The 24,891-nt window shown below is 71.9% G+C and carries 23 protein-coding genes and 1 pseudogene; 5 read left to right on the top strand and 19 right to left on the bottom strand.

Annotation, left to right across the window (positions count from 1 at the left end):
* Nucleotides 1–32 precede the first annotated feature (32 nt).
* The 4 genes from JK363_RS32070 to JK363_RS32055 form a co-directional block, all read right to left on the bottom strand.
* On the bottom strand, nt 33–1,454 hold the full coding sequence (locus JK363_RS32070; RefSeq protein ID WP_201880687.1) for a sugar porter family MFS transporter: 1,422 nt from the start codon (nt 1,452–1,454) through the stop codon (nt 33–35).
* 217 nt (nt 1,455–1,671) lie between these two features.
* Nucleotides 1,672–5,634, bottom strand: coding sequence for an AAA family ATPase (locus tag JK363_RS32065; RefSeq protein WP_201880685.1), 3,963 nt, complete (start codon nt 5,632–5,634; stop codon nt 1,672–1,674).
* A 239-nt stretch (nt 5,635–5,873) separates the two neighbouring features.
* On the bottom strand, nt 5,874–6,080 hold the full coding sequence (locus tag JK363_RS32060) for a hypothetical protein (RefSeq protein WP_201880683.1): 207 nt from the start codon (nt 6,078–6,080) through the stop codon (nt 5,874–5,876).
* A gap of 370 nt (nt 6,081–6,450) precedes the next feature.
* Nucleotides 6,451–6,732 carry an acylphosphatase gene (locus JK363_RS32055; protein ID WP_176180424.1) on the bottom strand — a complete coding sequence of 94 codons (282 nt, stop codon included), beginning with the start codon at nt 6,730–6,732 and terminating at the stop codon, nt 6,451–6,453.
* 259 nt (nt 6,733–6,991) lie between these two features.
* On the opposite strand from JK363_RS32055, the gene JK363_RS32050 reads away from it, so the two are divergent.
* Complete coding sequence (locus tag JK363_RS32050) at nt 6,992–7,831, top strand: CAP domain-containing protein (RefSeq protein WP_307821949.1); 840 nt, start codon at nt 6,992–6,994, stop codon at nt 7,829–7,831.
* Nucleotides 7,832–7,956: 125 nt separating this feature from the next.
* Here the strand turns inward: JK363_RS32050 and JK363_RS32045 are convergent, their stop codons facing one another.
* Nucleotides 7,957–8,544 (bottom strand): flavodoxin family protein, encoded by a 588-nt coding sequence (locus JK363_RS32045; protein WP_201880679.1) that lies wholly within the window; start codon nt 8,542–8,544, stop codon nt 7,957–7,959.
* A gap of 111 nt (nt 8,545–8,655) precedes the next feature.
* Here JK363_RS32045 and JK363_RS32040 point away from each other — a divergent pair, with 111 nt between their 5' ends.
* Nucleotides 8,656–9,102, top strand: a complete 447-nt coding sequence (locus tag JK363_RS32040) for a winged helix-turn-helix transcriptional regulator (RefSeq protein ID WP_201880678.1) — start codon at nt 8,656–8,658, stop codon at nt 9,100–9,102.
* On the opposite strand, the gene mutM is transcribed toward JK363_RS32040, so the two are convergent.
* The 9 genes from mutM to JK363_RS31995 all read right to left on the bottom strand — a co-directional run bounded on the left by mutM (nt 9,045) and on the right by JK363_RS31995 (nt 18,625).
* Nucleotides 9,045–9,950: a bifunctional DNA-formamidopyrimidine glycosylase/DNA-(apurinic or apyrimidinic site) lyase gene (gene mutM / locus JK363_RS32035; RefSeq protein ID WP_201880677.1), complete on the bottom strand. Its 906-nt coding sequence runs from the start codon at nt 9,948–9,950 to the stop codon at nt 9,045–9,047. The two genes, JK363_RS32040 and mutM, sit on opposite strands and share 58 nt — an antisense overlap.
* Nucleotides 9,951–10,059: 109 nt before the next feature.
* Nucleotides 10,060–10,941 carry a ribonuclease III gene (gene rnc / locus JK363_RS32030; protein WP_201880676.1) on the bottom strand — a complete coding sequence of 294 codons (882 nt, stop codon included), beginning with the start codon at nt 10,939–10,941 and terminating at the stop codon, nt 10,060–10,062.
* A 19-nt stretch (nt 10,942–10,960) separates the two neighbouring features.
* Nucleotides 10,961–11,134 (bottom strand): 50S ribosomal protein L32, encoded by a 174-nt coding sequence (rpmF, locus tag JK363_RS32025; RefSeq protein WP_009714764.1) that lies wholly within the window; start codon nt 11,132–11,134, stop codon nt 10,961–10,963.
* Between the two features lie 2 nt (nt 11,135–11,136).
* A complete protein-coding gene (locus JK363_RS32020; protein ID WP_307821948.1) occupies nt 11,137–11,727 on the bottom strand; it encodes a YceD family protein in 591 nt (196 codons plus the stop codon).
* A 173-nt stretch (nt 11,728–11,900) separates the two neighbouring features.
* Entirely contained in the window at nt 11,901–13,130 is a 1,230-nt protein-coding gene (locus JK363_RS32015; RefSeq protein WP_201880675.1) for a cell division initiation protein, read from the bottom strand.
* A gap of 101 nt (nt 13,131–13,231) precedes the next feature.
* Nucleotides 13,232–13,741 carry a pantetheine-phosphate adenylyltransferase gene (gene coaD, locus JK363_RS32010; protein WP_215911470.1) on the bottom strand — a complete coding sequence of 170 codons (510 nt, stop codon included), beginning with the start codon at nt 13,739–13,741 and terminating at the stop codon, nt 13,232–13,234.
* A complete protein-coding gene (gene rsmD, locus JK363_RS32005; protein ID WP_201880673.1) occupies nt 13,738–14,325 on the bottom strand; it encodes a 16S rRNA (guanine(966)-N(2))-methyltransferase RsmD in 588 nt (195 codons plus the stop codon). Before rsmD ends, coaD begins: the two co-directional genes overlap by 4 nt.
* Before the next feature lie 144 nt (nt 14,326–14,469).
* Nucleotides 14,470–16,746 carry an ATP-dependent DNA helicase RecG gene (recG, locus tag JK363_RS32000; RefSeq protein WP_201880671.1) on the bottom strand — a complete coding sequence of 759 codons (2,277 nt, stop codon included), beginning with the start codon at nt 16,744–16,746 and terminating at the stop codon, nt 14,470–14,472.
* A gap of 61 nt (nt 16,747–16,807) precedes the next feature.
* Nucleotides 16,808–18,625 carry a DAK2 domain-containing protein gene (locus tag JK363_RS31995; protein WP_215911469.1) on the bottom strand — a complete coding sequence of 606 codons (1,818 nt, stop codon included), beginning with the start codon at nt 18,623–18,625 and terminating at the stop codon, nt 16,808–16,810.
* Nucleotides 18,626–18,846: 221 nt separating this feature from the next.
* On the opposite strand from JK363_RS31995, the pseudogene rpmB reads away from it, so the two are divergent.
* A pseudogene (gene rpmB / locus JK363_RS45065) lies at nt 18,847–18,957 on the top strand (50S ribosomal protein L28); the annotation flags it as partial.
* A 178-nt stretch (nt 18,958–19,135) separates the two neighbouring features.
* Here rpmB and thiD read toward each other — a convergent pair.
* Together thiD and JK363_RS31980 are read right to left on the bottom strand one after the other, a co-directional pair.
* Nucleotides 19,136–19,984 carry a bifunctional hydroxymethylpyrimidine kinase/phosphomethylpyrimidine kinase gene (thiD, locus tag JK363_RS31985; protein ID WP_201880667.1) on the bottom strand — a complete coding sequence of 283 codons (849 nt, stop codon included), beginning with the start codon at nt 19,982–19,984 and terminating at the stop codon, nt 19,136–19,138.
* Nucleotides 19,985–19,994: 10 nt separating this feature from the next.
* Nucleotides 19,995–20,963, bottom strand: coding sequence for a thiamine-phosphate kinase (locus JK363_RS31980; protein WP_201880665.1), 969 nt, complete (start codon nt 20,961–20,963; stop codon nt 19,995–19,997).
* A 137-nt stretch (nt 20,964–21,100) separates the two neighbouring features.
* On the opposite strand from JK363_RS31980, the gene JK363_RS31975 reads away from it, so the two are divergent.
* Nucleotides 21,101–21,334, top strand: a complete 234-nt coding sequence (locus tag JK363_RS31975) for an Lrp/AsnC family transcriptional regulator (protein WP_014055158.1) — start codon at nt 21,101–21,103, stop codon at nt 21,332–21,334.
* Nucleotides 21,335–21,353: 19 nt separating this feature from the next.
* Nucleotides 21,354–21,851, top strand: a complete 498-nt coding sequence (locus tag JK363_RS31970) for a DUF3515 domain-containing protein (protein WP_307821947.1) — start codon at nt 21,354–21,356, stop codon at nt 21,849–21,851.
* Here the strand turns inward: JK363_RS31970 and JK363_RS31965 are convergent.
* Genes JK363_RS31965 through JK363_RS31955 form a run of 3 tightly spaced genes read right to left on the bottom strand, consistent with a single transcriptional unit; the run spans nt 21,848 to nt 24,832 of the window.
* Nucleotides 21,848–23,020, bottom strand: a complete 1,173-nt coding sequence (locus tag JK363_RS31965; protein ID WP_201880661.1) for a D-alanine--D-alanine ligase family protein — start codon at nt 23,018–23,020, stop codon at nt 21,848–21,850. The genes JK363_RS31970 and JK363_RS31965 overlap by 4 nt on opposite strands.
* A gap of 34 nt (nt 23,021–23,054) precedes the next feature.
* Nucleotides 23,055–24,074 (bottom strand): NAD(P)H-dependent glycerol-3-phosphate dehydrogenase, encoded by a 1,020-nt coding sequence (locus tag JK363_RS31960; protein WP_201880659.1) that lies wholly within the window; start codon nt 24,072–24,074, stop codon nt 23,055–23,057.
* The gene (locus JK363_RS31955) at nt 24,071–24,832 is read right to left on the bottom strand and encodes a lysophospholipid acyltransferase family protein (protein WP_201880657.1); all 762 of its coding nucleotides are present in this window, start codon (nt 24,830–24,832) and stop codon (nt 24,071–24,073) included. The genes JK363_RS31960 and JK363_RS31955 overlap by 4 nt, the downstream gene beginning before the upstream one ends.
* Nucleotides 24,833–24,891: the final 59 nt, after the last annotated feature.

Here is a 24,891-nt window from a genome sequence, read left to right as displayed (position 1 = left end):
CTCTCCTGTGCGAGGAGCGGGCGGCGGGGGGGTTAGCCCATCTCCTCCAACGCCTTGCCCTTGGTCTCCGGCACCCACTTGAGGATGAACGGGATCGAGAGCAGGGCGAAGGCCGTGTACATCAGGTACGTCCCGGACAGGTTCCAGTCCGACAGGCTCGGGAAGCTGGCGGTGATGGCCCAGTTGGCGATCCACTGGGCGGAGGCGGCGACACCGAGGCCCGCGGCGCGGATCTTGTTCGGGAACATCTCGCCGAGCAGGACCCAGACCACCACACCCCAGGAGAGGGCGAAGAAGAGCACGAACGCGTGGGCGGCGATCAGGGCCACCACGCCCTCGGTGTGCGGCAGCTTGCCACCCACGAGGTCCGCGGAGAAGGCCCAGGCGACCAGGCCCAGCGACACGGCCATACCGATCGAGCCGATGAGCGCGAGCGGCTTGCGGCCGATCCGGTCGACGAAGATCATCGCGATCACGGTGCCGAGGATGTTGATGATCGACGTGGTGAAGGAGTAGAAGAACGAGCTGCTCGGGTCGACACCGACGGACTGCCACAGCGTCGAGGAGTAGTAGAACGCCACGTTGATGCCGACGAGCTGCTGGAACACCGACAGTCCGACACCGATCCAGACCACCGGGAGCAGACCGAAGCGGCCGCCCAGCAGGTCCTTGAAGGTCGACTTGTGCTCGCTGCGCATCGCCTGCTCGATCTCGTCGGCCCGGACGTCCAGATCGACGCTCTTGCCCTCGACCTCCCGCAGGACCTCCTTGGCGCGGTCGATGCGGCCGACGGAGATCAGGAAGCGGGGCGACTCGGGGATGGCGAAGGACAGCAGCCCGTAGAGGACGGCCGGGACGACCATGACACCGAGCATCCACTGCCACGCCTCGAGACCGGCGATGGTGCCGCGCTGGTCACCGTCGGCGAGGTTGAGGATGCCCCAGTTGACGAGCTGGGACAGGGCGATGCCGACGACGATCGCCGCCTGCTGGAACGAGGCGAGACGGCCGCGGTACGCGGGCGGGGCGACCTCGGCGATGTAGGCCGGGCCGATCACGGAGGCCATGCCGATGCCGATACCGCCGAGCACCCGCCACATGGCGAGGTCCCACAGCGAGAACGGCAGGGCCGAGCCGACCGCGCTGACGGTGAACAGGACGGCGGCGATCTGCATGACGCGGATCCGGCCGATCCGGTCGGCTATCCGGCCGGCGGTGGCCGCGCCGATCGCCGAGCCGATCAGGGCGATCGCCACGACCTGGGCGAGGGCCGCGGAACCGATGTCGTACTTGCCGCGGATGGCTTCGACCGCTCCGTTGATCACCGAGCTGTCGTAGCCGAAGAGAAAGCCGCCCATCGCGGCGGCGGCGGTGATGAAGATGACGTGGCCGAGGTGGTCCGGCTGGGCCTTGCGGCCCTCGGACCTCTGCTGTGCCTGCACGGTGGTGGTCAACGTGAACTCCTGTGGCCCGTCCGGCAGCGCTGCCGGACGTCGGGGCTGGCTGGCCCTTCCAGCGGAGGCGAGCCGAGAGGTCGGCCACCACTTGAAGGTAAAAGCAACGTTGCAGAGACTATTCCTTCAAGTTTCGAAGTCAATAGGGTGAGGCGAAGAAATCAACCCCTGCATCGCGACACGCCTCATAGGGCCTTGACTTCAAGTGTTGAAGCGGTCACCGCAAGCGCTGGCTGATGACCTTCGACACACCGTCGCCCTGCATCGAAACGCCGTAGAGGGCGTCGGCGACCTCCATCGTCCGCTTCTGGTGCGTGATCACGATCAGCTGGGAGGACTCCTGGAGTTCCTCCATGATCCGGATCAGCCGCTGGAGGTTGGTGTCGTCGAGCGCCGCTTCGACCTCGTCCATCACATAGAACGGGCTCGGCCGCGCCTTGAAGATCGACACCAGCAGCGCCACGGCGGTCAGCGACCGCTCACCGCCGGACAGCAGGGACAGCCGCTTGACCTTCTTGCCCGGCGGCCTGGCCTCCACATCCACCCCGGTGGTCAGCATGTTCTCGGGGTCGGTGAGGATCAGCCGCCCCTCCCCGCCCGGGAACAGCCGGGAGAAGACGCCCTCGAACTCGCGGGCGGTGTCCCGGTAGGCCTCGGTGAAGACCTGCTCGACCCGCTCGTCGACCTCCTTGACCACCTGCAACAGATCGGCCCGGGTCTTCTTCAGGTCCTCCAGCTGCTCGCTGAGGAACTGATGCCGCTCCTCCAGCGCCGCGAACTCCTCCAGCGCCAGTGGATTGACCTTGCCCAGCTGCTGGTACGCGCGCTCCGCGGCCTTCAGCCGCTTCTCCTGCTGCGCCCGGACGTAGGCCACCGGCTGGTTGCGGGGGTGCTCAGGATCCTCCGGCAGCTCCTCCCCTTCCGCAGGCGGGGACGGCGGCACCAGCTGGTCCGGTCCGTACTCGGCGATCAGCCCGGCCGGTTCGACGCCCAGTTCCTCCAGTGCCTTGGCCTCCAACTGCTCGATCCGCAGCCGCTTCTCCGCGCCCAGCACCTCGCCCCGGTGCACCGAGTCGGTCAGCTTGTCCAGCTCGCTCTTCAGATCGCGGCCCTGGTTGCGCTCGGCGACCAGCTCCCGTTCGCGTTCGGCCTTGGCGCGCTCCGCGGCGTCCCGCTCCTCCTCGGCCCGCACCAGCGACACCTCGACATGCGCCAGCAGCTGACGGGCACCGGCCGCCACCGCCGCGGCCACCTCCGCCTCACGGCGCAGCCGGGCACGCCGCTGCTCGGCGCGCGCCCGTGCCTCACGCTCGGCGCGTGCGCCCCGGTCGAGCGCGTCCGCCCGCCCCGCAAGCCCCTTGACGCGCTCCTCATGGGTACGGACCTGGAGCCGTGCCTCCATCTCGGTCTGCCGGGCGTTGGCCCCGTCCGCCGCGAGACGGTCCCGCACCGAGGTGTCCGGCTCCTCCTCGCCCGGCTCCTCCTCCGCCACCGCCAGCCGCTCGGCGAGCTCCTCGGCCTCCTCGACCGCCCGCTCCAGCGCCTCTTCGGCCCGGGTGGCGGCCGCGGTCATCCGCTCGGCCTCCCCCGCGGCCCCGCGCGCCTGTCCGCCGAGCCGCCCGAGCGACTGCGCGACCTGCGACTTCTCCCGGTCGGCCGCACTGCGCCCGGCCGCCAGCTCCTCGACGAGGGCCACACACGCGGTGCGCCGCTCCCCCGCCGCGCGCTGCGTCACGGCCAGCTCCTCGCACCGTACGGCGAGCTCCTCCAACTCCGCCGCGGCCTCGTCGACCGACGCCTGCACCTCCAGCAGACTGGGCGCCCCGGCGGACCCGCCCTGCGCGAAGTGCGCCCCGAGCAGATCGCCCTCGGCGGTCACGGCCGTCAACTCCCGCTTCCGCCCGACCAGTTCCTCGGCGTCCTCCAGGGTGGGCACCACGACCATGCCGTCCAGCAGCCGGCGCAGCGCGGGCAGCAGCCCCTCGGGCCCGCCCACCAGATCCACCACGCGCGGCGGACCGTCGGCGTCCCCCGGCCCCGTCCGCGCCCCGGGAACACTGACCTCGCCCCCGGAACCGCCCCCGGGCTCAGCGGGATGCGGCACTCGCAGGACATCGTCCTCACCCCCGTCCGCCCCGGACCGCGTTCCGGGGACGACGGGCGCGGGCGCACCGGACCGATCCGGCTCCGCGACCGCCGGGCCGCGCCCGGACGCCGCCCCATCACGGTCGGCGGACGGCGTCTGCGGGGCCGGGACCCCCGGGTGGGCGGGCGCGGCCGGAGCCGAGGGCGTCGCGCCCGAGCCGGGATCGGCCGGGTCCGGGACGGACCTCCCGCGCTCGGCCCCCGGGCCCGCCGGAAGGCCGCCCTCCGGCTCGGTCGCGTGGACGCCGTCCTGGGCCACGGACGCGCCATGGGTCTCGCGGGCGGCGGCCAGGGGGGCCCGGTCGGCCGGGCTCGTGGAGGCACCCAGCAGGAGGGCCGCGCGGCCCGCGTCCTGGGCGCGCAGCAGCCGCAGGGCATCCGCCGCGGCGGCGGGGTCGGTGACGGCGAGGGCATCGGCGGCGGCGCCCAGGGCCGCGGCCACCGGGACCTCGAAGCCCGGGGTGACGGTGAGCAGTTCGGCGGCGGGGCCGAGGAGGCCGGTGAGCCGGTCGGAGGCGGCCAGCAGGGCGCCGGTGCCGTCCTTTCTGCGCAGCCCGAGCGCCAGCGCGTCATGCCGGGCGGCGGTGGCCGCCCGCTCGCGTTCGGCGGCGGTGGCGGCTTCGCGGGCCGTACTCAGGGCCGTCTCCGCCTCGGCCAGCTCCCGCTTCGCCGCCTCGTGGCGCTCGGCCAATGCCGCGTCGCCCGCGTCGAGTCCGTCCACCTCGGCCTGGAGCTGCTCGTACTCCTCCTGCGCGGCGACGGCCCGCGCCTGGGCCTCGTCCCGGGCGGTGGCCAGCCGTTCGATCTCGGCCCGGGCGGAACCGGCCCGGCCGCGGGCGGCGTTCACCTGGCCCTGGAGCCGGGCGAGCCCTTCACGGCGGTCGGCGATGGCGCGGGCCACGTCCTTGAGCCGGCGATCCTCCTGGGACAGGGAACGTTCCAGCTCGGCCCGGTGGGCGACGGTATCCTCCAGGGCCCGGCCGGCCGCCTCCAGCGCGGCTTCGAGTTCGGCCTCCTGCTCCCGGATCCGGGCCGCCTCGCGCTCCATGTCCTCCGGATCGCGGCCCCGCCGCTCCTCGGCGGGGGCGGAGGTGGCACTGGTGACACGGGCGTCCGCGAGGCTGATCGTGCCGCGCACCCGCTCGGCGAGCTGGGACAGCTCGTACCAGGTCTGCTGGGCGTCCCGCAGCCGCGGCGTGAGCTGCCGCACCTGCTCCTCGAGCGCGGCCTCGCGCGCCTGCGCGGCCCGCAGCTCGGCCTCGGCCGCCTCCTTGCGCTGTTTGAGGGCAGCCTCGTCGGCGACCTCGGCGCGCAGCGCCTTGCGCAGGGTGACCAGGTCGTCGGCGAGCAGCCGCAGCCGGGCGTCACGCAGATCGGCCTGGATGACGGCGGCCCGGCGGGCGACGGCGGCCTGGCGGCCGAGCGGTTTGAGCTGGCGCCGCAGCTCGTCGGTGAGGTCCTGGACGCGGGCGAGGTTGGCCTGCATCGCGTCCAGCTTCCGCAGCGCCTTCTCCTTGCGCTTGCGGTGTTTGAGGACGCCCGCGGCCTCCTCGATGAAGGCGCGGCGGCCGGTGGGATCGGCGTGCAGTACGCCGTCGAGCTGGCCCTGCCCGACGATGACATGCATCTCCCGGCCGATGCCGGAGTCGGACAGCAGCTCCTGGATGTCCAGCAGTCGGCAGGTGTCGCCGTTGATCTGGTACTCGCTGCCGCCGTTGCGGAACATGATCCGCGTGATCGTGACTTCGGCGTAGTCGATGGGGAGCGCACCGTCGGCGTTGTCGATGGTGAGGGAGACCTCGGCGCGGCCCAGCGGCGGGCGGCCGGTGGTCCCGGCGAAGATGACGTCCTCCATCTTCCCGCCGCGCAGGGACTTGGCACCCTGTTCGCCCATGACCCAGGAAAGGGCGTCCACCACATTGGACTTGCCCGAGCCGTTGGGGCCGACGACGCAGGTGATACCCGGCTCGAAGCGGAGCGTCGTGGCGGAGGCGAAGGATTTGAAGCCTCGGAGAGTCAGGCTCTTCAGGTGCACGCCGTTGGACTCTACCTCCCGCCTTCCGCCCGGCATCGTCCCCGGCACGGGGCGGCGCGGGCGCGTCCCGGCTTTTTCCGGGTTTCAGGAAAGATCGGTTTCACCGACGAGAGGGAGGGGCACATCAGTCGGTAAGGAAAACCCGGAAGGAACGCGGAGACACGACGAAGGGACGCCGAGGCGTCCCTTGAAGATTCTCAAGCGGCTGACGATGCAGCCCGACCGGCCCTGGGGCTGGGTCAGGCGAGCGCAGGCTCCGCCTGGGATACGTCGATGCCTTCGAGCAGCGAGTCGCTCTGATGAGCGGCGGCGGACAGCGCGTCATTCTCGGCCTGAATCCGAATGATCTCGGATTCAAGATCCTGAACGCGCTGCTGAAGCCGTCGCATCTCGGCGAGGACTCGGGGGTCGGAGCCGCCGACGTAACCGAGAAGCGCCTTTGCCATGATGGATGGTCCTCCACAATGAGTGACCGACCGAAGCGGTGTGGGTCGTGAGGGATCGCACCCGCGATGTCTGCCCGTACTACCGTGCTGCCTGGCGGACAAGTTAAGGTGCGCGGGGACTTCCAGCGTCTCACCAATTGGTTTGAGGGTCAACACGATCACACGCTGCCCAGGCCGCGGGGGACGAGAGCATTCCGGCGGCACACACTGCCGCTCTCTCCAGAAAGAGCCCCGCGGTGACGAAGATCTTCCGTGACTCCGCAGCCTTCCACGGAGTGGCGCCGTTGGCAACCATCAGCCGATTTCTGCTCACAGCTGGCGCGGATGGTGCGGTCGACGGACCCCGGAGAGGATCATTCCGGTGGGTCCGTCAGCGGATCTCGAAGGTGTCGTAGCCGCCTCGCGGTGTGTCCCAGATCTCGGTCACACCGTCGACCCGGCCGGGCGTGTCGCCGTCCCGCAGCCAGTCGAGCAACTGTTCGCACTCCGGCCGCGGGCCCTCCGCGACGATCTGCACCCGCCCGTCGGAGAGGTTGGAGGCGAAGCCGACGAGGCCCCCGATACGCAGCGCGTTGGCCCGGGTGTACCAGCGGAAGCCCACTCCCTGGACCTGGCCGCGGACCCACACGGTGAGACGGACTCTTTCGTTCATGGGTGCACGCTAACGGGCCAATTAGCCGGTCAGCACGCCGGATAGGGGCCTCATGGCGTACAGTCCGGCGTCAACAACACTCACCCACACGAGTGGTTCATGAGTCGCCCACATGAGTGACACAATTCCAGCCGAGCACATACTGAGCACATAAGGAAGGCAGGAGATGGGCCGCCATCGACGATCTGCCCCCGGTCCCGCGGTAGTTCCCCCGCGATCCGGCCGCCACCGGGGGGCGCACCGCAGCGCCTTCGCGCCGGTGCGGACCGGACTGCTGGGCATGTCCGCCGCCGTCGCGGTGGGCGCGGTGGCGATGGCCTCCGGACTGCTCCCCGGAGGCGGTCACCAGATCGGCGGGGGCAATGACTCCGCCGGCCAGGTGCAGGCGGAGGGTCCGGCCGACACCGGTCTGGGACCCCAGGGCACCCAGTCACCGTCCCCCTCGCTGCCCGGGCAGGTCCCGGCGGGCCAGGGCGGCGACCGCTCCCAGGCGCCGTCCACCAGTCCCTCGAAGCCCTCCGAGCCCTCCAGGCCCTCCACTCCGTCCACTTCGCCGTCCGACCGGCCGGGCTCGCCCGGTTCCTCGGACCGCGGTGGGGACCATGACCGCGGCCGCGGCGGCGGCAAGGGCTCCTCGGACCACGACCGGGACACCCCTCCGCCGAGCAAGCCCGCCGATCCGCCGGCGGACACCAGCGCTCCGGACAAGGCGGGCGGCCGGGAGGCGGCGGCCGAGAAGCAGGTCCTCGCGCGCGTCAACAAGGAGCGCGCGAAGGTCGGCTGCTCACCGGTGACCCTCGACCCCAAACTCTCCCAGCTGGCCGACGACTTCAGCGACGACATGTCGCTGCGCGACTTCTTCGACCACGTCAACCCGGACGGCGAGAGCCCCTGGGAGCGCGCCGAGCGGGCGGGCATCGTCGACCTGGGCGGCGAGAACATCGCCCGCGGCCAGTCGACCGCGAAGGATGTGATGGACACGTGGATGGACAGCTCCAGCCACCGCGCCAACATCCTCAACTGCGAGTACACGACCATGGGTGTCGGCGCGCACTTCGACGGCGACGGCCCCTGGTGGACCCAGGACTTCGGCTTCTGAGGCCGTAGCCCGGCGGCAGACCTCGGAGAAGGTCCGGATCAAGGGGCCGACTGCACCACGACCCGGCGGCCCGGGGCGCGTCCACTGCGCCCCGGGCCGCCGTCTGCCGCGCTCTCGCCGCCGGTTCAGGCCGCGGCGGACCGGCCCGCCGCGAAGGCGCGCGCGGTCTCGGCGACCCGCCGCCCCAGGTGCGCGGCGGTCTCGACATCCGCCTTGTGCACACCCTCCGCGCCCTGGTCGGCGTTGGACTGGGCGGCGGCGCCGAGGAAGAAGCCGAGCCGGTTGAGGTCGTTCTCGGACGCGGTGGTGGCGTTCCAGCCGGGCTGGAGCCCCAGGTTCACCCAGTGCATGCCCAGCTGGGCCGCGAGCACGGTGAAGAACTGGAGGGTGTGCAGCTTGTCCCCGCTCTTGGAGGCGGAGTTGGTGAATCCCGCGGCGAGCTTGTTCTGCCACGCCTTGCTGAAGAAGCGCTTCGAGGTCGACTCGGCGAAGGTGTGGAAGGCGCCGGACGCGGTGCCCATATAGGTGGGCGAGCCGAAGACGATCGCGTCCGAGGCGTCCAGGAGTTCCCACTCCTCCTCGGTGATGGTGTCGACCTTGATCAGGTGAACGGTGGCACCGGCGGCGGCCGCGCCCGCACGGACGGCCTCGGCGAGCACGGCGGTGTGGCCGAAGCCGGAGTGATAGGCGATGGAGACAACGGGGGTGGTCACGGTGATGCGCTCCTCGGGCGTCGTAACACGGTGGCTGACGCAACCAGAGAAGCACTAACTTTTGGAAAGCGCAACCTGCGAGTTAGCGCTGCATACGAGTACGCTGGATACATGGACCGTGAACGCACCGATGCGGCATGTCCCGCGCCGGAGACCGATGACCTGGCTTTCGATGTGTTCGCCAAGGCCTGCCCGTCACGCGGGACGCTGGAGCACGTCACCTGGAAGTGGGGCAGTCTCACCCTGGGCGCGCTGTACGAGAGCACCCTGCGCTTCAACGAGTTGCGCCGCCGGATCGACGGCGTCAGCGAGAAGATGCTGTCCCAGACGCTGCACGCGCTGGAGCGCGACGGACTGGTGCACCGTGACGCGCAGCCGACCAACCCACCGCGGGTGGACTACCGGCTCACCCCGCTGGGCAGCGCGGTCGCGACCCGGCTGCTGGCTCTGATCAATCTGGTCGAGGAGCGGATGCCGGAGGTGCTGGAGGCCCAGGCGGTCTACGACGGCACGCGCGCGGACAGCGGCCGGACGGCGGCCGGGCGCGGCGGGCGCTGACAGCGCGGGCAGAAGTAGCTGGAACGGTTCATCCAGGGGCGGCGGCGCAGCGCGGTGCCGCAGCGGCGGCACGGTTCGTTCTCCCGGCCGTAGGCGTCCAGGGAACGCTCGAAGTACCCGGACTCACCGTTCACATTGACGTAGAGGCTGTCGAAACTGGTGCCGCCGACCGCCAGCGCCGCGGTCATCACCTCGCGCACATGGCCGAGGAGTTCGGCGCTGCGCGGGCGGGTGAGGGTCGCGGTCGGCCGGTCGTAGTGCAGCCGGGAGCGCCACAGCGCCTCGTCGGCGTAGATGTTGCCGACGCCGCTGATCAGCGACTGGTCGAGCAGGGCGCGCTTGACGGTGGTCCGGCGGCGGCGCAGCGCGGTGTGGAAGGCCGCCTCGTCGAAGGCGGGGTCCAGCGGGTCGAGGGCGATATGCGCGATGGCGTCGGGCAGTCCGTCCGCGGCGCCGGGCACGGTGTCGTGCAGCGAGAGGCCGCCGAAGGTGCGCTGGTCGACGAAGCGCAGCTCGGTGCCGGTGTCATCGGCGAAGCGGACCCGGATGCGCAGATGCTTCTCGTCCGCGGCGCCGTGCGGCTGGACCAGCAGCTGTCCGCTCATGCCGAGGTGGGCGAGGACCGACTCGGCGGCGGCGTCATCGTCGAACGGCAGCCACAGATACTTGCCGCGGCGACGGGCCACTCCGGCGGTGCGGCCGGTCAGCCGGGCCGCGAAATCCTCCGCGCCGCCGAGGTGACGGCGGACCGCACGAGGGTGCAGCACCTGGACCTCGGCGACCGTACGGCCGCTGACCCAGCGCTCCAGCCCGCGCCGGACCACCTCGACCTCGGGCAGCTCGGGCAAGAGGGGCCTCCTTGGCCTCGAACCCTCCGCGCCCCGCGGGAGAACGGCCGGGCCGTCCACCGCGGGGCGGGAGGAACCGCGAGAGCGGTACGGACAGTGCGGAAGGAGATCAGCGTGCCGTGGAGGCCGCGTCCGCGGCGGCCCCGCCGTCCGCCGGGGTGACGACTCCGGCGTCCGCCTCGGCCTTGGCCGTGGCTTCCGCCTTCGCCTGGGCCTCGTCGGCAGCGGCGCGGATGGCGCGCCAGGCGGCCTCGGCCGCCTGCTGCTCGGCTTCCTTCTTGCTGCGGCCGGTGCCGGTGCCGTACGCGACACCACCGACGCGGGCGGCAGCCGTGAAGGTCTTCTCGTGGTCGGGCCCGGTCTCGGAGACCAGGTACTCGGGAACCCCGAGACCCTCGGTGGCGGTCAGCTCCTGGAGGCTGGTCTTCCAGTCCAGGCCGGCGCCGAGATTCGAGGACTTCTCGATCAGCGGGTCGAAGAGCCGGTGCACCAGTTCGGCGGCGGCGTCGAGCCCCTGGTCGAGATAGACCGCGCCGATCACCGCTTCGAGGGTGTCGGCGAGGATGGATGCCTTGTCCCTGCCCCCGGTGCCCTCTTCACCCCGGCCGAGCCGGATGAAGGCGCCGAGGTCCAGACCCCGGCCCACCTCTGCCAGCGCACGCGAGTTGACCACCGCGGCCCGCAACTTGGCCAGCTGGCCTTCGGGCAGGTCCGGGTGGATGCGGTACAGCGTGTCGGTGACCACCAGGCCGAGCACGGAGTCCCCGAGGAACTCCAGCCGCTCGTTGGTGGGCAACCCGCCGTTCTCGTAGGCGAAGGACCGGTGGGTGAGCGCACGCACCAGAAGGGCGGACTCGAGCTGGTACCCGAGCCGCCCTTCCAGGATCGTGTGGGACGAGGCCGTGTCCGCCTGGACCGCTTCACCGCCGCGCGGATGACCCCCGCGAGGTTCACCCCCGCGCTTGCGGGGAGGCGTAGTGGCGTCCGACATAGAGCCTGTCACCCGCCGATCAGACCTCGAGGACCTGGCGGCGGTTGTAGGTGCCGCAGCTCGGGCACGCGATGTGCTGCTGCTTCGGCTCGTGGCAGCGCTCGCACGCCACCAGGGTGGGGACCGCAGCCTTCCACTGCGACCGGCGGTGGCGCGTGTTGCTGCGCGACATCTTCCGCTTCGGAACAGCCACGGCTACTTCTCCTGTGGGTCATCCCCGCGATCGCGGGGTGCGTTGTCCTTCTCGCCGTCCCTCATGGCGTCGGCGAGTCCCTGCAATGACGCCCAACGGATGTCGGCGACGTCGTGTTGGTGGTCCGGGTCGTCCGCGAGCCTGGCACCGCATTCGGCGCACAGCCCCGGGCAGTTCTCCCGGCACACCGGCTGCAACGGCAGTGAGAGCACCACCGCGTCCCGCAGCACGGGCTCGAGGTCGAACAGGTCGGCCTCGAGAAAGAGCGTCTCCTCTTCCTCGGCGTCGTCGCCGGTGTCCGCCTCGCGGCTCCGGTCGTCGGCGTCGGGGTAGGAGTACATCTCCTGGAAATCCGCCTCGAGCTCACGCTCCAGCGGCTCCAGACACCTTACGCACTCCCCCGAGAGCGGCGCACGGGCGGTGCCTGTGACAAGCACCCCTTCCATGACCGACTCAAGACGGAGGTCGAGCTCCACGGTCGCGTCCTCCCGCACCCCGATGACCTCGATACCGAGGTCCTTGGGTGCCGCCACCGAGCGGGAGATCCTTTTCAGCGCACCGGGACGACGACCCAGCTCACGTGTGTCGAACACGAGAGGGGCACGGTGGTCGAGGCGGGCGTTCAGGGCTTCCTGCTTTCTACGCTGCGGCGGGCCGCCCGGAGCTGATTCAACGCGGGCAGCCGAGATCGCGGACGTAGCGCGACCGAAGAGCCAGGATACTGGACGGCTCGCCGTAGGCCCAATCCGCCCGGTGGGGAGAGGCGCTAGCGCCCCTGCTCGTACTGACGGAGCTGATCGAGGTCGATCATGCTCGTGTCGAACAGGCTGGTCTCGTCGAGCGCGGCGCCCGACTGTGCCTGCGGATGCTGCTGGGGGTGCTGGTGCTGCTCCGGGACGGCGTACCCGGCGCCCGCGTCGTAGCCCTGGGCCGCCGGCTGTGCCTGCTGCGGCCAGCCGTAGGCGTCCGGCTGCGGGTAACCGGTCTGCGCGGCCGCGGCGTACGGGTCCTGCTGGGGCATGGGCGGCACGTACTGCTGCTGATAGCCGTACGCGTCCACCTGCGCCTGCTGTGGATAGCCCGCGGTGCCGGCGTAGTACCCGGCGTCGGCCGCGGCGTGCTCGGGCTGCGCGGCGGGCACCCCGGGCGAAGCCGCCGGAGCCGCCGGGGCGGCCGAGGCGGCCGGAGCCGCCGGGGCGGCCGGGGCTCCGGGGACGGACGCGACGTCCGGAACGTCCGGTGCGAGACCCACCCCGGACTGGGCGAGGTCCGCGAGGTAGTCGTCGTCGCTGGTGTGCAGACCGCCGCCGACCGCGTCCTGGGCCGCCATATGGGCGCCCAGCTCATCGGCCGGCCGTGCGCCCAGCAGCTTCTGACGGCCGCGCCCGACCGCCTCCAGCGTCTTGGCGAGCACGGCCGAGACGGCGCCCAGCTTGGTGTCCACGTACGCGTCGGCCCGCTGCCGCAGGGTGTGCGGATCGGCGCTGCGCTCGGGCGCCTCCTCCAGCTGCCCGGCGGCGTCGGCCGCCCCGTCGCCGTAGGGATCCGCGGGGGCGCGGCCGAGCAGCTTCTCCCGGCCGCGGTCCACCGAGCCGATGGTCTTGGTGAGTACGACCTCGAAGTTGGCCAGCTTGCTGTCGACGTAGTCGTCGGCCTCGGCGCGGATCTCCTCGGCCTCCCGGCGGGCCTCCCCCAGGATCCGGTCCGCCTCCTCCTGGGACTGCCGGGCCACCTCGGTGCCGGAGATCAGGGAGGTGCGCTGGGCGTGGGCGGCCTCGACGATCCGCTCGGCCTCCCGGCGGGCCTCCTCGACCATCTGGTCACGGCCGCCGATCAGCTCCTGGGCATGGGCCAGGGAGTCCGGGAGCGCCGTCCGCACCTCTTCGAGCATGGCGAGCAGCTCGGCGCGGTTGACCACGCACGAGGCCGACATGGGCATGGACCGGGCGCTGCCGACGGCCTCGACGATCTCGTCGAGCTTCTTCTGCACGTCCACTGTGAGTGCTCGCAGACTGATCGGATGCGGATGGACACGAACGGGGACGACTGTACGGCCAGCGGGCGCCTGCCGGACACCCGCTGACGCCCCGTCAGCGACTACCTCCGCCCGAGCCGGTCGGCCAGGGCCTCAAGGACCAGCGGGGGCACCAGGTGGGAGACATCGCCACCCCAGGCCGCGACCTCCTTGACCAGGCTGGAGGAGAGGAAGCTGTAGGTGGGGTTGGTGGGGACGAACAGCGTCTCCACCCCCGACAGGCCGTTGTTCATCTGCGCCATCTGCAACTCGTAGTCGAAGTCGCTGACGGCCCGCAGCCCCTTGACGATCGCGGGGATCTCACGCTGCTTGCAGAAATCGACCAGCAGCCCGTGGAACGCCTCCACCGAGACGTTTCCGTACTCCGCGGTGGTCTGGCGGAGGAGGTCCATGCGCTCCTCCACCGTGAACAGACCCTGCTTGGACTTGTTGATCATCACGGCGACGTACACCTCGTCGTACAGCTTCGAGGCACGGCCGATGATGTCGAGGTGTCCGTTGGTGACGGGGTCGAAGGACCCCGGACAGACTGCGCGGCGCAACAGTGGTTCCTCGCTCTCGGGTCCGGTCATGACGCGTTGTCGCACGTCGAGGCGGCGCGACCGTACCAAAGCGTGCCCTCGCCGTAGCGACGGGCCCGCAGTCCCTCGTAACCGTCCGGCCACCCGAACTCCCCGCCTCGTGTGCTCCGCTCCACGGTGACCAGCGCGTCGGGCACGAGCCAGCGTTTACGGAGGAGTGTGAGCAGGATCTCCCGGAGATCGTCGTCGGTCACGGCGTACGGCGGGTCCAGGAAGACCACGTCATACGGGCCGGTGGCGGGCGCCGGTCCGGCCAGGGCCTGTTCGGCCTTCGCGGTGCGCAGCTCGGCCCCGGGCAGGGCGAGTGCGCGGATGTTCTCCCGGATGGTGCGGGCCGCGCGCGGGTCGGACTCCACCAGCAGCACATGGGCCGCGCCCCGGGACAGCGCCTCCAGGCCGACCGCGCCCGAACCGCCGTACAGATCCAGGACCCGGGCGCCGTCGAGGGAGCGGAGCAGCGACTCCCAGGTGGAGAACAGGCCCTCGCGCGCCCGGTCCGAGGTGGGTCGGGTGCCGTTTCCGGGGGGCACGGCCAGCCGTCGGCCGCCGGCCGCTCCGGCGATCACGCGGGTCATGGGTGAGGCAGTCCTTCGCGGTGGTCGGGGCAGCGGCGGGCCGTGCGGTCACGGACCGCCGCCCCTCCACGATATGGCGTCCCACGCCGCCGGAGGCCGCCGAGCTCCCGGCCGGCCGCCCCCGCCGGTCCGGGCCGGCCCCCGTCAGCCCTTGTCGAGGAACTCCTCGCGCTCCTCGTCCAGCAGGGCGTCCAGCGCGGTGCGCAGCTCCGGATAGCCGGTCAGCTCCGGATCGGCCGCGACGATGGCGGTGGCCTCCTCCCGCGCGGCGGCGATGACCTCCTCGTCGTCGATGACCGCGAGCACCCGCAGCGAGGAACGGGCCCCGGACTGGGCCTGGCCGAGCACATCGCCCTCGCGGCGCTGCTCCAGGTCGATCCGGGACAGCTCGAAGCCGTCCAGGGTGGCGGCGACCGCGCCGAGCCGCGTCCGGGCCGGGCTGCCCTCGGGCATCTCGGTGACCAGCAGACACAGCCCGGGGGCGGAGCCACGGCCGACCCGGCCGCGCAGCTGGTGCAGCTGGGAGACGCCGAACCGGTCGGCGTCCATGATCACCATGGCGGTGGCGTTGGGGACGTTGACGCCGACCTCGATCACGGTGGTGGCCACCAGGACGTCGACCGCGCCCGCGGCGAAGCGGCGCATCACCTCGTCCTTGGCCTCCGGCTGCATCCGGCCGTGCAGCACCTCCACCCGCAGATCGCTCAGCGGGCCCTTGGTGAGCTGCTCGGCGACGTCGAGCACGGCGAGCGGGGGCCGCTTCTCGGCTTCGTCCCCCTCGTCACCGGACTTCTTCTGCTTCGCGGCCCTGGCCTCGTCCTCCTCGTCCCCGATGCGCGGGCAGACCACATACGCCTGGTGCCCGCCCCCCACCTCCTCGCGCACCCGCTCCCAGGCGCGGGCCAGGAAGTGCGGCTTGTCCTTCGCGGGCACCACATGGGAGGCGATCGGGGAACGCCCGGCGGGCAGCTGGTCCAGGACGGAGGTCTCCAGATCGCCGAAGACGGTCATGGCCACGGTGCGCGGGATGGGGGTGGCCGTCATCACCAGCAGATGCGGGGGCTGTGTGCCCTTGGAGCGCAGGGCGTCCCGCTGCTCGACGCCGAAGCGGTGCTGCTCGTCGACGACCACCAGACCCAGGTCGTGGAACCGGACCTTGTCCTCGATCAGCGCATGGGTGCCGATCACGATCCCGGCCTCGCCGGTGACCAGGTCCAGCAGCGCCTGACGGCGGGCCGCGGCGCCCATGGAGCCGGTGAGCAGCACCACCTTGGTGCCCTGCTCGGCGCCGCCCAGCATTCCGCCCTCCCGTCGCCCACCACCGCCGTTCTGGGGAGGCGCTTCGCGCCACAGCCCCCAACTGGCCAGCTCGCCCATCATCTCGGTGATCGAGCGGTGGTGCTGCTGGGCGAGCACCTCGGTGGGCGCGAGCATCGCCGCCTGTCCCCCGGCGTCCACCACACCGAGCATCGCCCGCAGCGCGACCATGGTCTTGCCCGAGCCGACCTCGCCCTGGAGCAGCCGGTGCATGGGGTGTTCGGCGGCGAGGTCGGCGAAGATCTGCTCGCTGACCCGACGCTGGCCGTCGGTGAGGGTGAACGGCAGCCGCGCGTCGAACGCGGCGAGCAGACCGTCCTGGACCGGGCGGCGCGGGGCGGCGGGCAGCTGGGCGTCGGCCCGGCGGCGACGGGCCAGGGCGACCTGGAGGACAAATGCCTCGTCCCACTTGAGGCGGTCCTTGGCGGCGGCGATGTCCGCCTTGGTGCGCGGCCGGTGGATCTTGCGCAGCGCCTCGGGCAGGGTGGTGAGACCGCGGCCCTTCCGCAGGGCGTCGGGCAGCGGGTCCACCAGATCGGCCAGGACGGCGTCCTCGGCGCCCGACGGGCCCAGGACGGTGTCCACGGCCTGCTGGATCTGCCAGGACTCCATCTGCTTGCACGCCGGATACAGCGGCAGCAGCTGATGGGCGAACGCCTCGACGACGTCCGCGCCGCTCTGGGCGCCCAGGGTCTTGAACTCGGGATGGGCCAGCTGGCGCTTGTGGTTGAAGACCGTGACCTTGCCCGCGAACATGGCGCGGGTCCCGGGGACCAGCTGGGCGCGGGGCTTGTGGACGCCCTTGCCGAAGAAGACGAGCTGGAGACGGCCGCTGCCGTCGGTGATGGTGACCTCGAGGCGCTGTCCGCGGCCTCCGTTGAACTTCAGCACGCGGGCGTCCGCGACCTGCGCGACGACGGTCACATGCTCGTCCAGCGGCAGATCGGACAGCCGGGTCAGCTCACCGCGCTCCGCGTACCGCCGGGGGTAGTGGTGGAGCAGATCGCCGACGGTGTGCAGGCCGAGGTGCTCGGCCATCACCTTCGCGGTGTTGCCGCCGAGGACCTTCTTCAGGGGTTCTTCGAGCACGGGCACGCAGTCCATTGCACACCACGGCACCGACAGACGGGGGCAGGCGGCGGGGTTGCGCAAGCCCCGGGGAGAGTCATTCGACGCCTATGATCAGCGGCGCGGAGGGCTGGCCGCCCCGGTAGATCACCGTGTCGACGGCGAAGTGCCCCTCCCGCACATGCCGTTCCAGCCGTTCGGCGAGGTCCTCGGGCAGATCCTCGCCCAGCACCAGGGTGACCATCTCGCCGCCCGCGGCCAGCATCCGGTCCAGCACGGTCTCGGCGGTGGCGGCCAGTTCGGAGCCGATCACCGCCACATCGCCGTCGATCAGCCCCAGGACGTCCCCGGCCTGGCACACCCCGGCCATGGTCCAGGACTGGCGCTCGGCGACGGCCAGTTCGGCGTAGCGGGTGGCGCCCGCGGCGGAGGTCATGGCGACGACGTCCTCGTCGAAACTGCGACCGGGCTCGTGGACGGCGAGCGCGGCGATGCCCTGGACCGCGGAGCGGGTGGGGATGACGGCGACCCGGACACCCTCGGCGCGGGCCTGCGCCGCGGCGGCCGCCGCGGGGTGGCGCAGCTCGGCGTCGTTGGGCAGCAGCACGACCTCGCGGGCGTGGGCCCGCCGGACCGCCTCGGCCAGCTCACCGCTGGCGGGCGGCTCCCCCGGGCGCGTGGTGACCACGGTGGCCCCGGCCTCGGCACACAGGGCGGCGATCCCGTCGCCGGGGACGACGGCGACCACCGCGCGGGGCGCGAGCGGGGTGCCGGACGGCTCGTGGTCGGCCTCCTCGGGCCGCCGCCCGCCGGTGTCCGCGGCCGGATGGTCCGGGTGTCCGGCGGCGCCGAAGTGGGTGATGCGGATCCGGTACGGCCGTCCGGCCTGGATGCCCGCCTCGACGGCCGCGCCCGCGTCGTCCACATGGACGTGGACGTTCCACAGCCCGTCGCCGCCGACGACCACCAGGGAGTCACCGAGCGCGTCCAGTCGCTCACGCAGCCGGGTCACGGCCGTCTCGTCCGCCTCCAGCAGATAGATCACCTCGTAGCCGGGCCCGCCGGAGGGGGCTGTCCCGGCGGCGCAGTCCCCGGACCCCGGGATCCGCGGGGCCTCGGCGGGCGCGGGGTCGGCGGTGCGGGGGCGTCCCGGGGCGGCGGGGGCCTCCGGGGCCTCGCCCGACAGCGTCTCGGCCAGCCCGCCCAGAACGGTCACCAGGCCGTAGCCGCCCGCGTCGACGACGCCCGCGCGGGCGAGCGCGTCGAGTTGTCCGGGGGTGGCCTGGAGCGCCGTGCGCGCCCCCTCATACGCCGCCCGCGCCACCGTGCCGATGTCGCCGGTGGCCCGCTCCGCGCCCTCGGCGGCGGCCACGGCGACGGTCAGGACGGTGCCCTCGACCGGGTGCGCGACAGCCAGGTAGGCCAGGTCGACCGCGCGGCGCAGGGCCCGCCGCAGCCCGTCGGCCTCACCGGCGTCGTCGGCCTCACCGGCCGCACCGGCTTCATCGCTCCGGCCCGCCGGGCCCGCGGCACTGCCCGGTCCGCCGTCGGCCAGGACGTCGGCCATCCCGCGCAGCAGCTGCGCCAGGATGGTGCCCGAGTTGCCCCGCGCGCCGATCAGAGCGCCGTGGGCCATGGCGCGCACCACGTCGGCGAGGGTGGGGCGGGAGGCGGCGGCCGAGGCGGCGTGGCCGTTGAAGGCGGCGTCCACGGCCCGGGCGGCGGATTCGACGGTCAGATACAGATTGGTGCCGGTGTCCCCGTCCGCGACCGGGTAGACGTTGATCGCGTCGATCTCCTCGCGGGCCCGGCCCAGCGCGTCCAGCGCCAGCCCGCACCAGGTCCGTACCGCATCGGCGTCGAGCGTGTGCGGCACGTACGTACTCCTCGGGAGGGCTGGAGCGGGGTCGGTCATCAGGTCATCGCAGGGTAGTCGCCGCCCTCGGCGGGTGCCGGGGCAGCCATGATAGTTTCGCTGTACGGGAGTGGCCGTTGTATGCTGCTCCGGTTGCCCGATGAGAATCGGGCCATTCCCCCAGGCGCCGCCGGTCTCCCAGGACCTTGGCAACGTCCGGGGTTCCCGTAAGTGTCTGTCTCCTCGCGAGAAGCGAGGCTGACCCGTCTTTGGAGTAACCCGTGGCTGCCAACTGCGACGTCTGCGGCAAGGGGCCGGGCTTCGGCAACAACATCTCGCACTCGCACCGCCGCACCCGCCGTCGTTGGAACCCCAACATCCAGACGGTGCGCGCTGTGGTCGGTCGCACCCCGAAGCGGCTCAACGTCTGCACCTCGTGCATCAAGGCCGGCAAGGTCTCGCGCTAGGCGCACGGCCTCCCCGCTCACGCGGGATCCGGTGCTCAGGCCGGTCCACCGATGACGTGGACCGGCCTTTTCGCATGCCCTCACACGATGTTCCGGGCTCGGTTCACAGCCAGCCGTGGTCGACCGGGCCGATGCCCCCGCCCAGTGGGAAGCCCTCCGCGATGGCGCCGGTGACATAACTCTTGGCGGCCGTGACGGCCCGCGGGACGTCGTATCCGCCCGCCAGGAAGGTGGCGACGGCCGAGGCGAGGGTGCAGCCCGTGCCGTGCGTATGGCGGTTGTCGTAGCGCGGCGCGCGCAGCCAGTGCTCCTCGGCGCCGTCGGTGAGCAGATCCACCGCGTCACCCGCCAGATGACCGCCCTTGATCAGCGCCCAGCGCGGGCCGAGGGCCAGCACCGCCCCGGCCGCCCGCCGCAGATCGTCCTCCGACTCCACCCGGACGCCGGTGAGCTGGGCGACCTCGTCCAGGTTGGGGGTGGCCACCGTGGCGGTCGGCAGCAGCTTGGTACGGACCGCGTCGAGCGCGTCGGTGGCCAGCAGCGCGTCACCGTGCTTGGAGACCCCGACCGGGTCGACAACAACAGGAACGGTGACCTCCGCCAGCAGCGCGCCAACGGTCTCGACCAGCCCGGCCGTGGCCAGCATGCCGGTCTTGACCGCCTGGACGCCGATGTCGTCGACGACGCTGCGGAACTGGGCCCGGACGGCGTCGGCGGGCAGTTCCCAGGCGCCCTGTACACCCAGCGAGTTCTGAGCGGTCACCGCGGTGATCACACTCATCCCGTGGGCGCCCAGGGCCAGCATCGTCTTCAGGTCGGCCTGGATGCCCGCACCGCCGCCGGAGTCCGACCCGGCGACGGTGAGCACACGGGCGGGCGCCCCACCGGTGCGCGCTATCCGGGCAGGACGAACGGGGGGCTCGGGAGGCCGGGGACGAGAAGAGGGCGACATACGGCCGAATCTACTCGGCGCCCTTGTCGTCCCCGAAGTGGTCCCATCCCGCGTGCAGCCACGGGGCGCCGTCCACCGTCACCTGGGGCAGCGCCGAGGGGTTGAGCACCTCGCCGATCACCTTCCAGCGGGCGGGCAGTTTCACATCCGGCGGGAAGGTGGCCACGATCGCGTGGTCCTCTCCCCCGCTGAGCACCCACTGCAACGGATCGACGCCCACGGCCTGTCCGATGTCCGACATCTGCGAGGGGATGTCGATGTCTCCCGAGCGCAGATCGATCCGGACCCCGCTGGCCTCGGCGATGTGCCCGAGGTCGGCGACCAGGCCGTCGCTCACATCGGTCATGGCGGTGGCGCCGAGCCCGGCGGCCGCGGGGCCCGCGTGGTACGGCGGCTCCGGACGCCGGTGTGCCTCGACGAACGCGCGCGGTGAGCGGAAACCGCGCGAGAGCACCGCATGTCCGGCCGCGGACCAGCCCAGCCAGCCGGTGACCGCGACAACGTCGCCCGGCTGGGCACCGGATCGGGTGACCGGCTCGTGGTTGCGCAGGTCGCCCAGGGCGGTGATCGCGACGGTGATGGTGTCACCGCGCACGACATCGCCACCGGCCACCGCCGCGCCCGCCACCTGGCATTCGTCGCGGATGCCGTCCATCAGCTCGGCCGGCCAGGTCACCGGCAGATCGGCCGGCACCACCAGACCGAGCAGCAGCGCCGTGGGCACCGCGCCCATCGCCGCGATATCGGCCAGATTCTGGGCCGCGGCCTTGCGGCCCACGTCATAGGCGGTGGACCAGTCCCGGCGGAAGTGGCTGCCCTCCAGCAGCACATCGGTGCTCGCCACCACCCTCCGGTCGGGTGCCGCCACAACCGCGGCGTCGTCACCGGGCCCCAGCTTCACCGCCGGGGTGGTGGTGAGCCGTGAGGTGAGCTCCCTGATGAGCCCGAACTCCCCCAACTCGCCCACGGTGCCCTTCATCCCATTGCCCCTTCGTGCTGATGGCTCGTTGCCCGCCGCGCCGCGCACCGAGCGCGGGTCTCCCCGTGCCGCCTGGCGACGCGGTACCGTGGCGTCCCTTCTCCCCACATGATCCTCGTAGCCGCCCTGGAGGTTCCGTGGTACAGGCGTACATCCTGATCCAGACCGAGGTCGGCAAGGCGTCGACCGTCGCCGACGTCATCGCCAAACTGCCGGGGGTGATACAGGCCGAGGACGTCACCGGACCGTACGACGTGATCGTGCGTGCCCAGGCCGACACGGTCGATGAACTGGGCCGCATGGTGGTCGCCAAGGTCCAGCAAGTGGAGGGCATCACGCGAACCCTCACCTGCCCCGTGGTCCATCTGTAGCCCCCCGTATGCTCGAGCGGTGAATTCCGCACACCGTAGTTCCACGCGAAAGATCGCTCCGCTGGCCGCCACAGCGGCCCTGGTTCTGTTCTCGGTGGCCGGCTGCTCGTTCACCGAAGATTCCGACGACTCCGCGGCGCCGGCGGTTCCCAAGCCGACGAAACAGGCGGCCGCGTTGTGCCGGGCACTGCACAAGGAGCTTCCCGGCACCGTGAACGGGCTGAAGCGGCGTGAGCCCGAGCCCGCTTCGGAATTCACCGCCGTCTGGGGCGACCCCGCAGTGAGCTTGCGCTGCGGGGTCTCCCGCCCGGCCGCCATGTCGGCCTCGACCCGCTCCGCCGGTGTCAACGGCGTCGAGTGGCTGCCCGAGAAGCGGGACGACGGCTACCGCTTCACCACCGTACTGCGCCGGGCGTATGTCGAGGTGACGGTGCCGGAGAAGTACGCGCCCGAGGTCGACCCGCTGATCGACCTCGCGAGCGCCGTCAAGAAGACCGTGCCCGAGGGCGTGGCCTAGCGCAGCCCCGTGGAGCGGCGCAGCGCGGCCTGGATCAGCCGGTCGACCAGCTCCGGGTAGCTGATGCCGCTCTCCTGCCACATGCGCGGGTACATCGAGATCGGGGTGAACCCGGGCATGGTGTTCACCTCGTTGATCACGAACTCGCCGGTGTCCAGCAGGAAGAAGTCGGCGCGCACCAGGCCCTCGCAGGACACCGCCTCGAACGCCCGCACCGCGAGCTCCTGGACCCGCCGGGTCTCCTCCTCGGTGAGCGGTGCGGGCACCACGCCGTCGGCCGAGTCGATGTACTTGGCCTCGAAGTCGTAGAAGTCGTGGGCGGAGACCGGCGGGATCTCGGCGGGCACGCTGGCGCGCGGGCCGTCCTCGAACTCCAGCACCCCGCATTCGATCTCGCGGCCGCGCAGCAGCGCCTCCACGATGACCTTGGGGTCGTGGGCCCGTGCCTCCTCGACCGCGGCGTCCAGCCCGGCGGCGTCGTCGACCTTGGTGATGCCGATGGACGAACCGGCGCGGGCGGGCTTCACGAAGACCGGCCAGCCGTGCTCCTCGGCGAAGTCCACGATCGTGCGGCGGGCGGCGGAGGGGTCCTTCTCCCACTCGCGGGGGCGGATCACCTCGTACGGGCCGACCGGCAGCCCGAAGGAGACGAACACCCGCTTCATGTACTCCTTGTCCATGCCGACGGCGGAGGCGAGCACACCGGCGCCCACATAGGGCACCCCGGACAGCTCCAGCAGCCCCTGGAGGGTGCCGTCCTCGCCGTACGGGCCGTGCAGCATGGGGAAGACCACGTCGACGTCGCCCAGCGCCTTGGGCACCGAGCCGGGCTCGCTGTAGACGACCTCACGGCTGCCCGGGTCGACGGGGAGCACGACCGAGCCTTCCGTGGACTCGGCGAGCCCCGCGACGGTCGGCAGCTCGCGGTTGGCGATGGCCATCCGCTCGGGCTCGTCGGCGGTCAGGGCCCAACGGCCGTCCGAGGTGATGCCGATCGGCAGCACGTCGTACTTCTCACGGTCGATCGCCCGCAGCACGGCGCCCGCGGTGACCACGGAGATGGCGTGCTCGGAGCTGCGCCCGCCGAAGACGACGGCGACGCGCGGCTTCCGCGGCTCGCCTTCGGAGGAGGCCGGGACAGGGCGTGGGGAAGGGGTCTGGCTGCTCATATCGCGTTGAGGTTACCTTGCGGTTCCGGTGCCGTCAGTGCCGCTCGGCCTTGGCGCTGCGCGACATCAGCTCTTTGAGTGCGACCAGCGGCTGTTTGCCGTCGTGCACGATGCCGACCACGGTCTCGGTGATGGGCATGTCGACGTCGTGGCGCCGGGCGAGATCGAGCACGGACTCGCACGACTTGACGCCCTCCGCGGTCTGCCGGGTGACCGCGATGGTCTCCTCCAGCGTCATCCCGCGGCCCAGGTTGGTGCCGAAGGTGTGGTTGCGGGAGAGTGGGGAGGAACAGGTGGCGACGAGGTCGCCCAGGCCCGCCAGGCCCGCGAAGGTGTGCGCGTCGGCGCCCATCGCCAGACCCAGCCGGGTCGTTTCGGCCAGTCCGCGGGTGATCAGCGATGCCTTGGCGTTGTCGCCCAGGCCCATGCCGTCGGCGATACCCACGGCCAGCGCGATCACGTTCTTCACGGCGCCGCCCAGCTCGCAGCCGACCACGTCGGTGTTGGTATAGGGGCGGAAGTACGGGGTGTGGCAGGCGGCCTGGAGGCGGCGGGCCGCACCCTCGTCGCGGCAGGCCACGACGGACGCGGCGGGCTGCCGGGCGGCGATCTCCCGGGCCAGGTTGGGGCCGGTGAGCACGGCCACCCGCGCGGCCACATCGGTGCCGGGCGACGCCTTGCCGACGACCTCCTCGATGACCTCGCTCATCCGCTTGGCGGTGCCGAGTTCGACGCCCTTCATCAGGGAGACCAGCACGGTGTCGGCGGGCAGCAGCGGCGCCCATCCGGCGAGGTTGTCGCGCAGCGTCTGGGAGGGCACCGCGAGCACGGTGAACTCCGCGTCCCGGGCGGCCTCGGCCGGGTCGGTGGTGGCGCGCACCGCGCGCGGGAGTTCGGTGCCGGGGAGATAGTCGGGGTTGGTACGGCCGGTGTTGATGGCCTCCACCAGCTCCGCGCGGCGGCCCCACAGCGTCACCTCGCAGCCGGCGTCGGCGAGCACCATCGCGAACGCGGTACCCCAGGAGCCGGTGCCGAAGACGGCGCAGCGCGTCACTTGCTCTCCTCCTCGGCCACGGGGCGCGGCTGGTCGGCGACGTGGGGCCGGGCGGCCGGGATGTCCTTGGCGCGGACGGGCACGGGCTCTCCCCGCACCTCGGCGAGCAGGTCGGTGATGGCGGCCATGATGGTGTCGGTGGCGGCCCGCAGCACCTCGGCGGTGGGCTCCTGGCCGTAGTACGCGGACAGGTCCACCGGCGGTCCGGCGTGCACCTTGAGGGTCTTGCGGGGGAAGAGGCGGACCTTCTTCTCCTTGGCGTACGGCGGGACGGCCTCGTTGGCGCCCCACTGGGCGACGGGAATGACGGGCGCCTTGGTGAGCAGCGCGACGCGGGCCGCGCCGGTCTTGCCCCGCATCGGCCACATCTCCGGGTCGCGGGTGAGGGTGCCCTCGGGGTAGAACGCCACGCACTCGCCCTTGTTGATGGCATCCACGGCGGCCCGGAAGGCGTTGGCCGCGTCGGTGGACTCGCGGTAGACCGGGATCTGGCCGGTGCCGCGCAGGAAGGTTCCGACAAAGCTGCCCTTGAAGAGCGCGGCCTTGGCGAGGAAGCGGGGCACGCGTCCGGTGTTGTACTGGAAGTGCGCGTAGGAGAGCGGGTCGAGATACGAGTTGTGGTTGATCGCGGTGATAAATCCACCGTCGGCGGGAATGTGCTCCATTCCGTGCCAGTCCCGCTTGAACAGAACCACCAGCGGCGGTTTGACCAAGACCGCTGCCATGCGGTACCAGATGCCGATTCTGCGGCCGGACACTCGGAAGATCCTCCTCTTTGACCCTGCTGACCTGCTGGCTTACTGCCGTCCGGGCAGCC

It is taken from the genome of Streptomyces coffeae, assembly GCF_016741875.1.
Taxonomy (GTDB): Bacteria; Actinomycetota; Actinomycetes; order Streptomycetales; family Streptomycetaceae; genus Streptomyces; species Streptomyces coffeae.
This window is presented reverse-complemented; position numbering and strand designations above follow the sequence as displayed.

Bases quoted from the DNA above. Each gene is read 5' to 3' on its own strand.
- JK363_RS32060 (WP_201880683.1), bottom strand. From the start codon at position 6,080: ATGGCAAAGGCGCTTCTCGGTTACGTCGGCGGCTCCGACCCCCGAGTC.
- JK363_RS32055 (WP_176180424.1), bottom strand. From the start codon at position 6,732: ATGAACGAAAGAGTCCGTCTCACCGTGTGGGTCCGCGGCCAGGTCCAG.
- JK363_RS32040 (WP_201880678.1), top strand. From the start codon at position 8,656: ATGGACCGTGAACGCACCGATGCGGCATGTCCCGCGCCGGAGACCGAT.
- rnc (WP_201880676.1), bottom strand. From the start codon at position 10,941: ATGTCGGACGCCACTACGCCTCCCCGCAAGCGCGGGGGTGAACCTCGC.
- coaD (WP_215911470.1), bottom strand. From the start codon at position 13,741: ATGACCGGACCCGAGAGCGAGGAACCACTGTTGCGCCGCGCAGTCTGT.
- rsmD (WP_201880673.1), bottom strand. From the start codon at position 14,325: ATGACCCGCGTGATCGCCGGAGCGGCCGGCGGCCGACGGCTGGCCGTG.
- recG (WP_201880671.1), bottom strand. From the start codon at position 16,746: ATGGACTGCGTGCCCGTGCTCGAAGAACCCCTGAAGAAGGTCCTCGGC.
- JK363_RS31995 (WP_215911469.1), bottom strand. From the start codon at position 18,625: ATGACCGACCCCGCTCCAGCCCTCCCGAGGAGTACGTACGTGCCGCAC.
- thiD (WP_201880667.1), bottom strand. From the start codon at position 19,984: ATGTCGCCCTCTTCTCGTCCCCGGCCTCCCGAGCCCCCCGTTCGTCCT.
- JK363_RS31980 (WP_201880665.1), bottom strand. From the start codon at position 20,963: ATGAAGGGCACCGTGGGCGAGTTGGGGGAGTTCGGGCTCATCAGGGAG.
- JK363_RS31965 (WP_201880661.1), bottom strand. From the start codon at position 23,020: ATGAGCAGCCAGACCCCTTCCCCACGCCCTGTCCCGGCCTCCTCCGAA.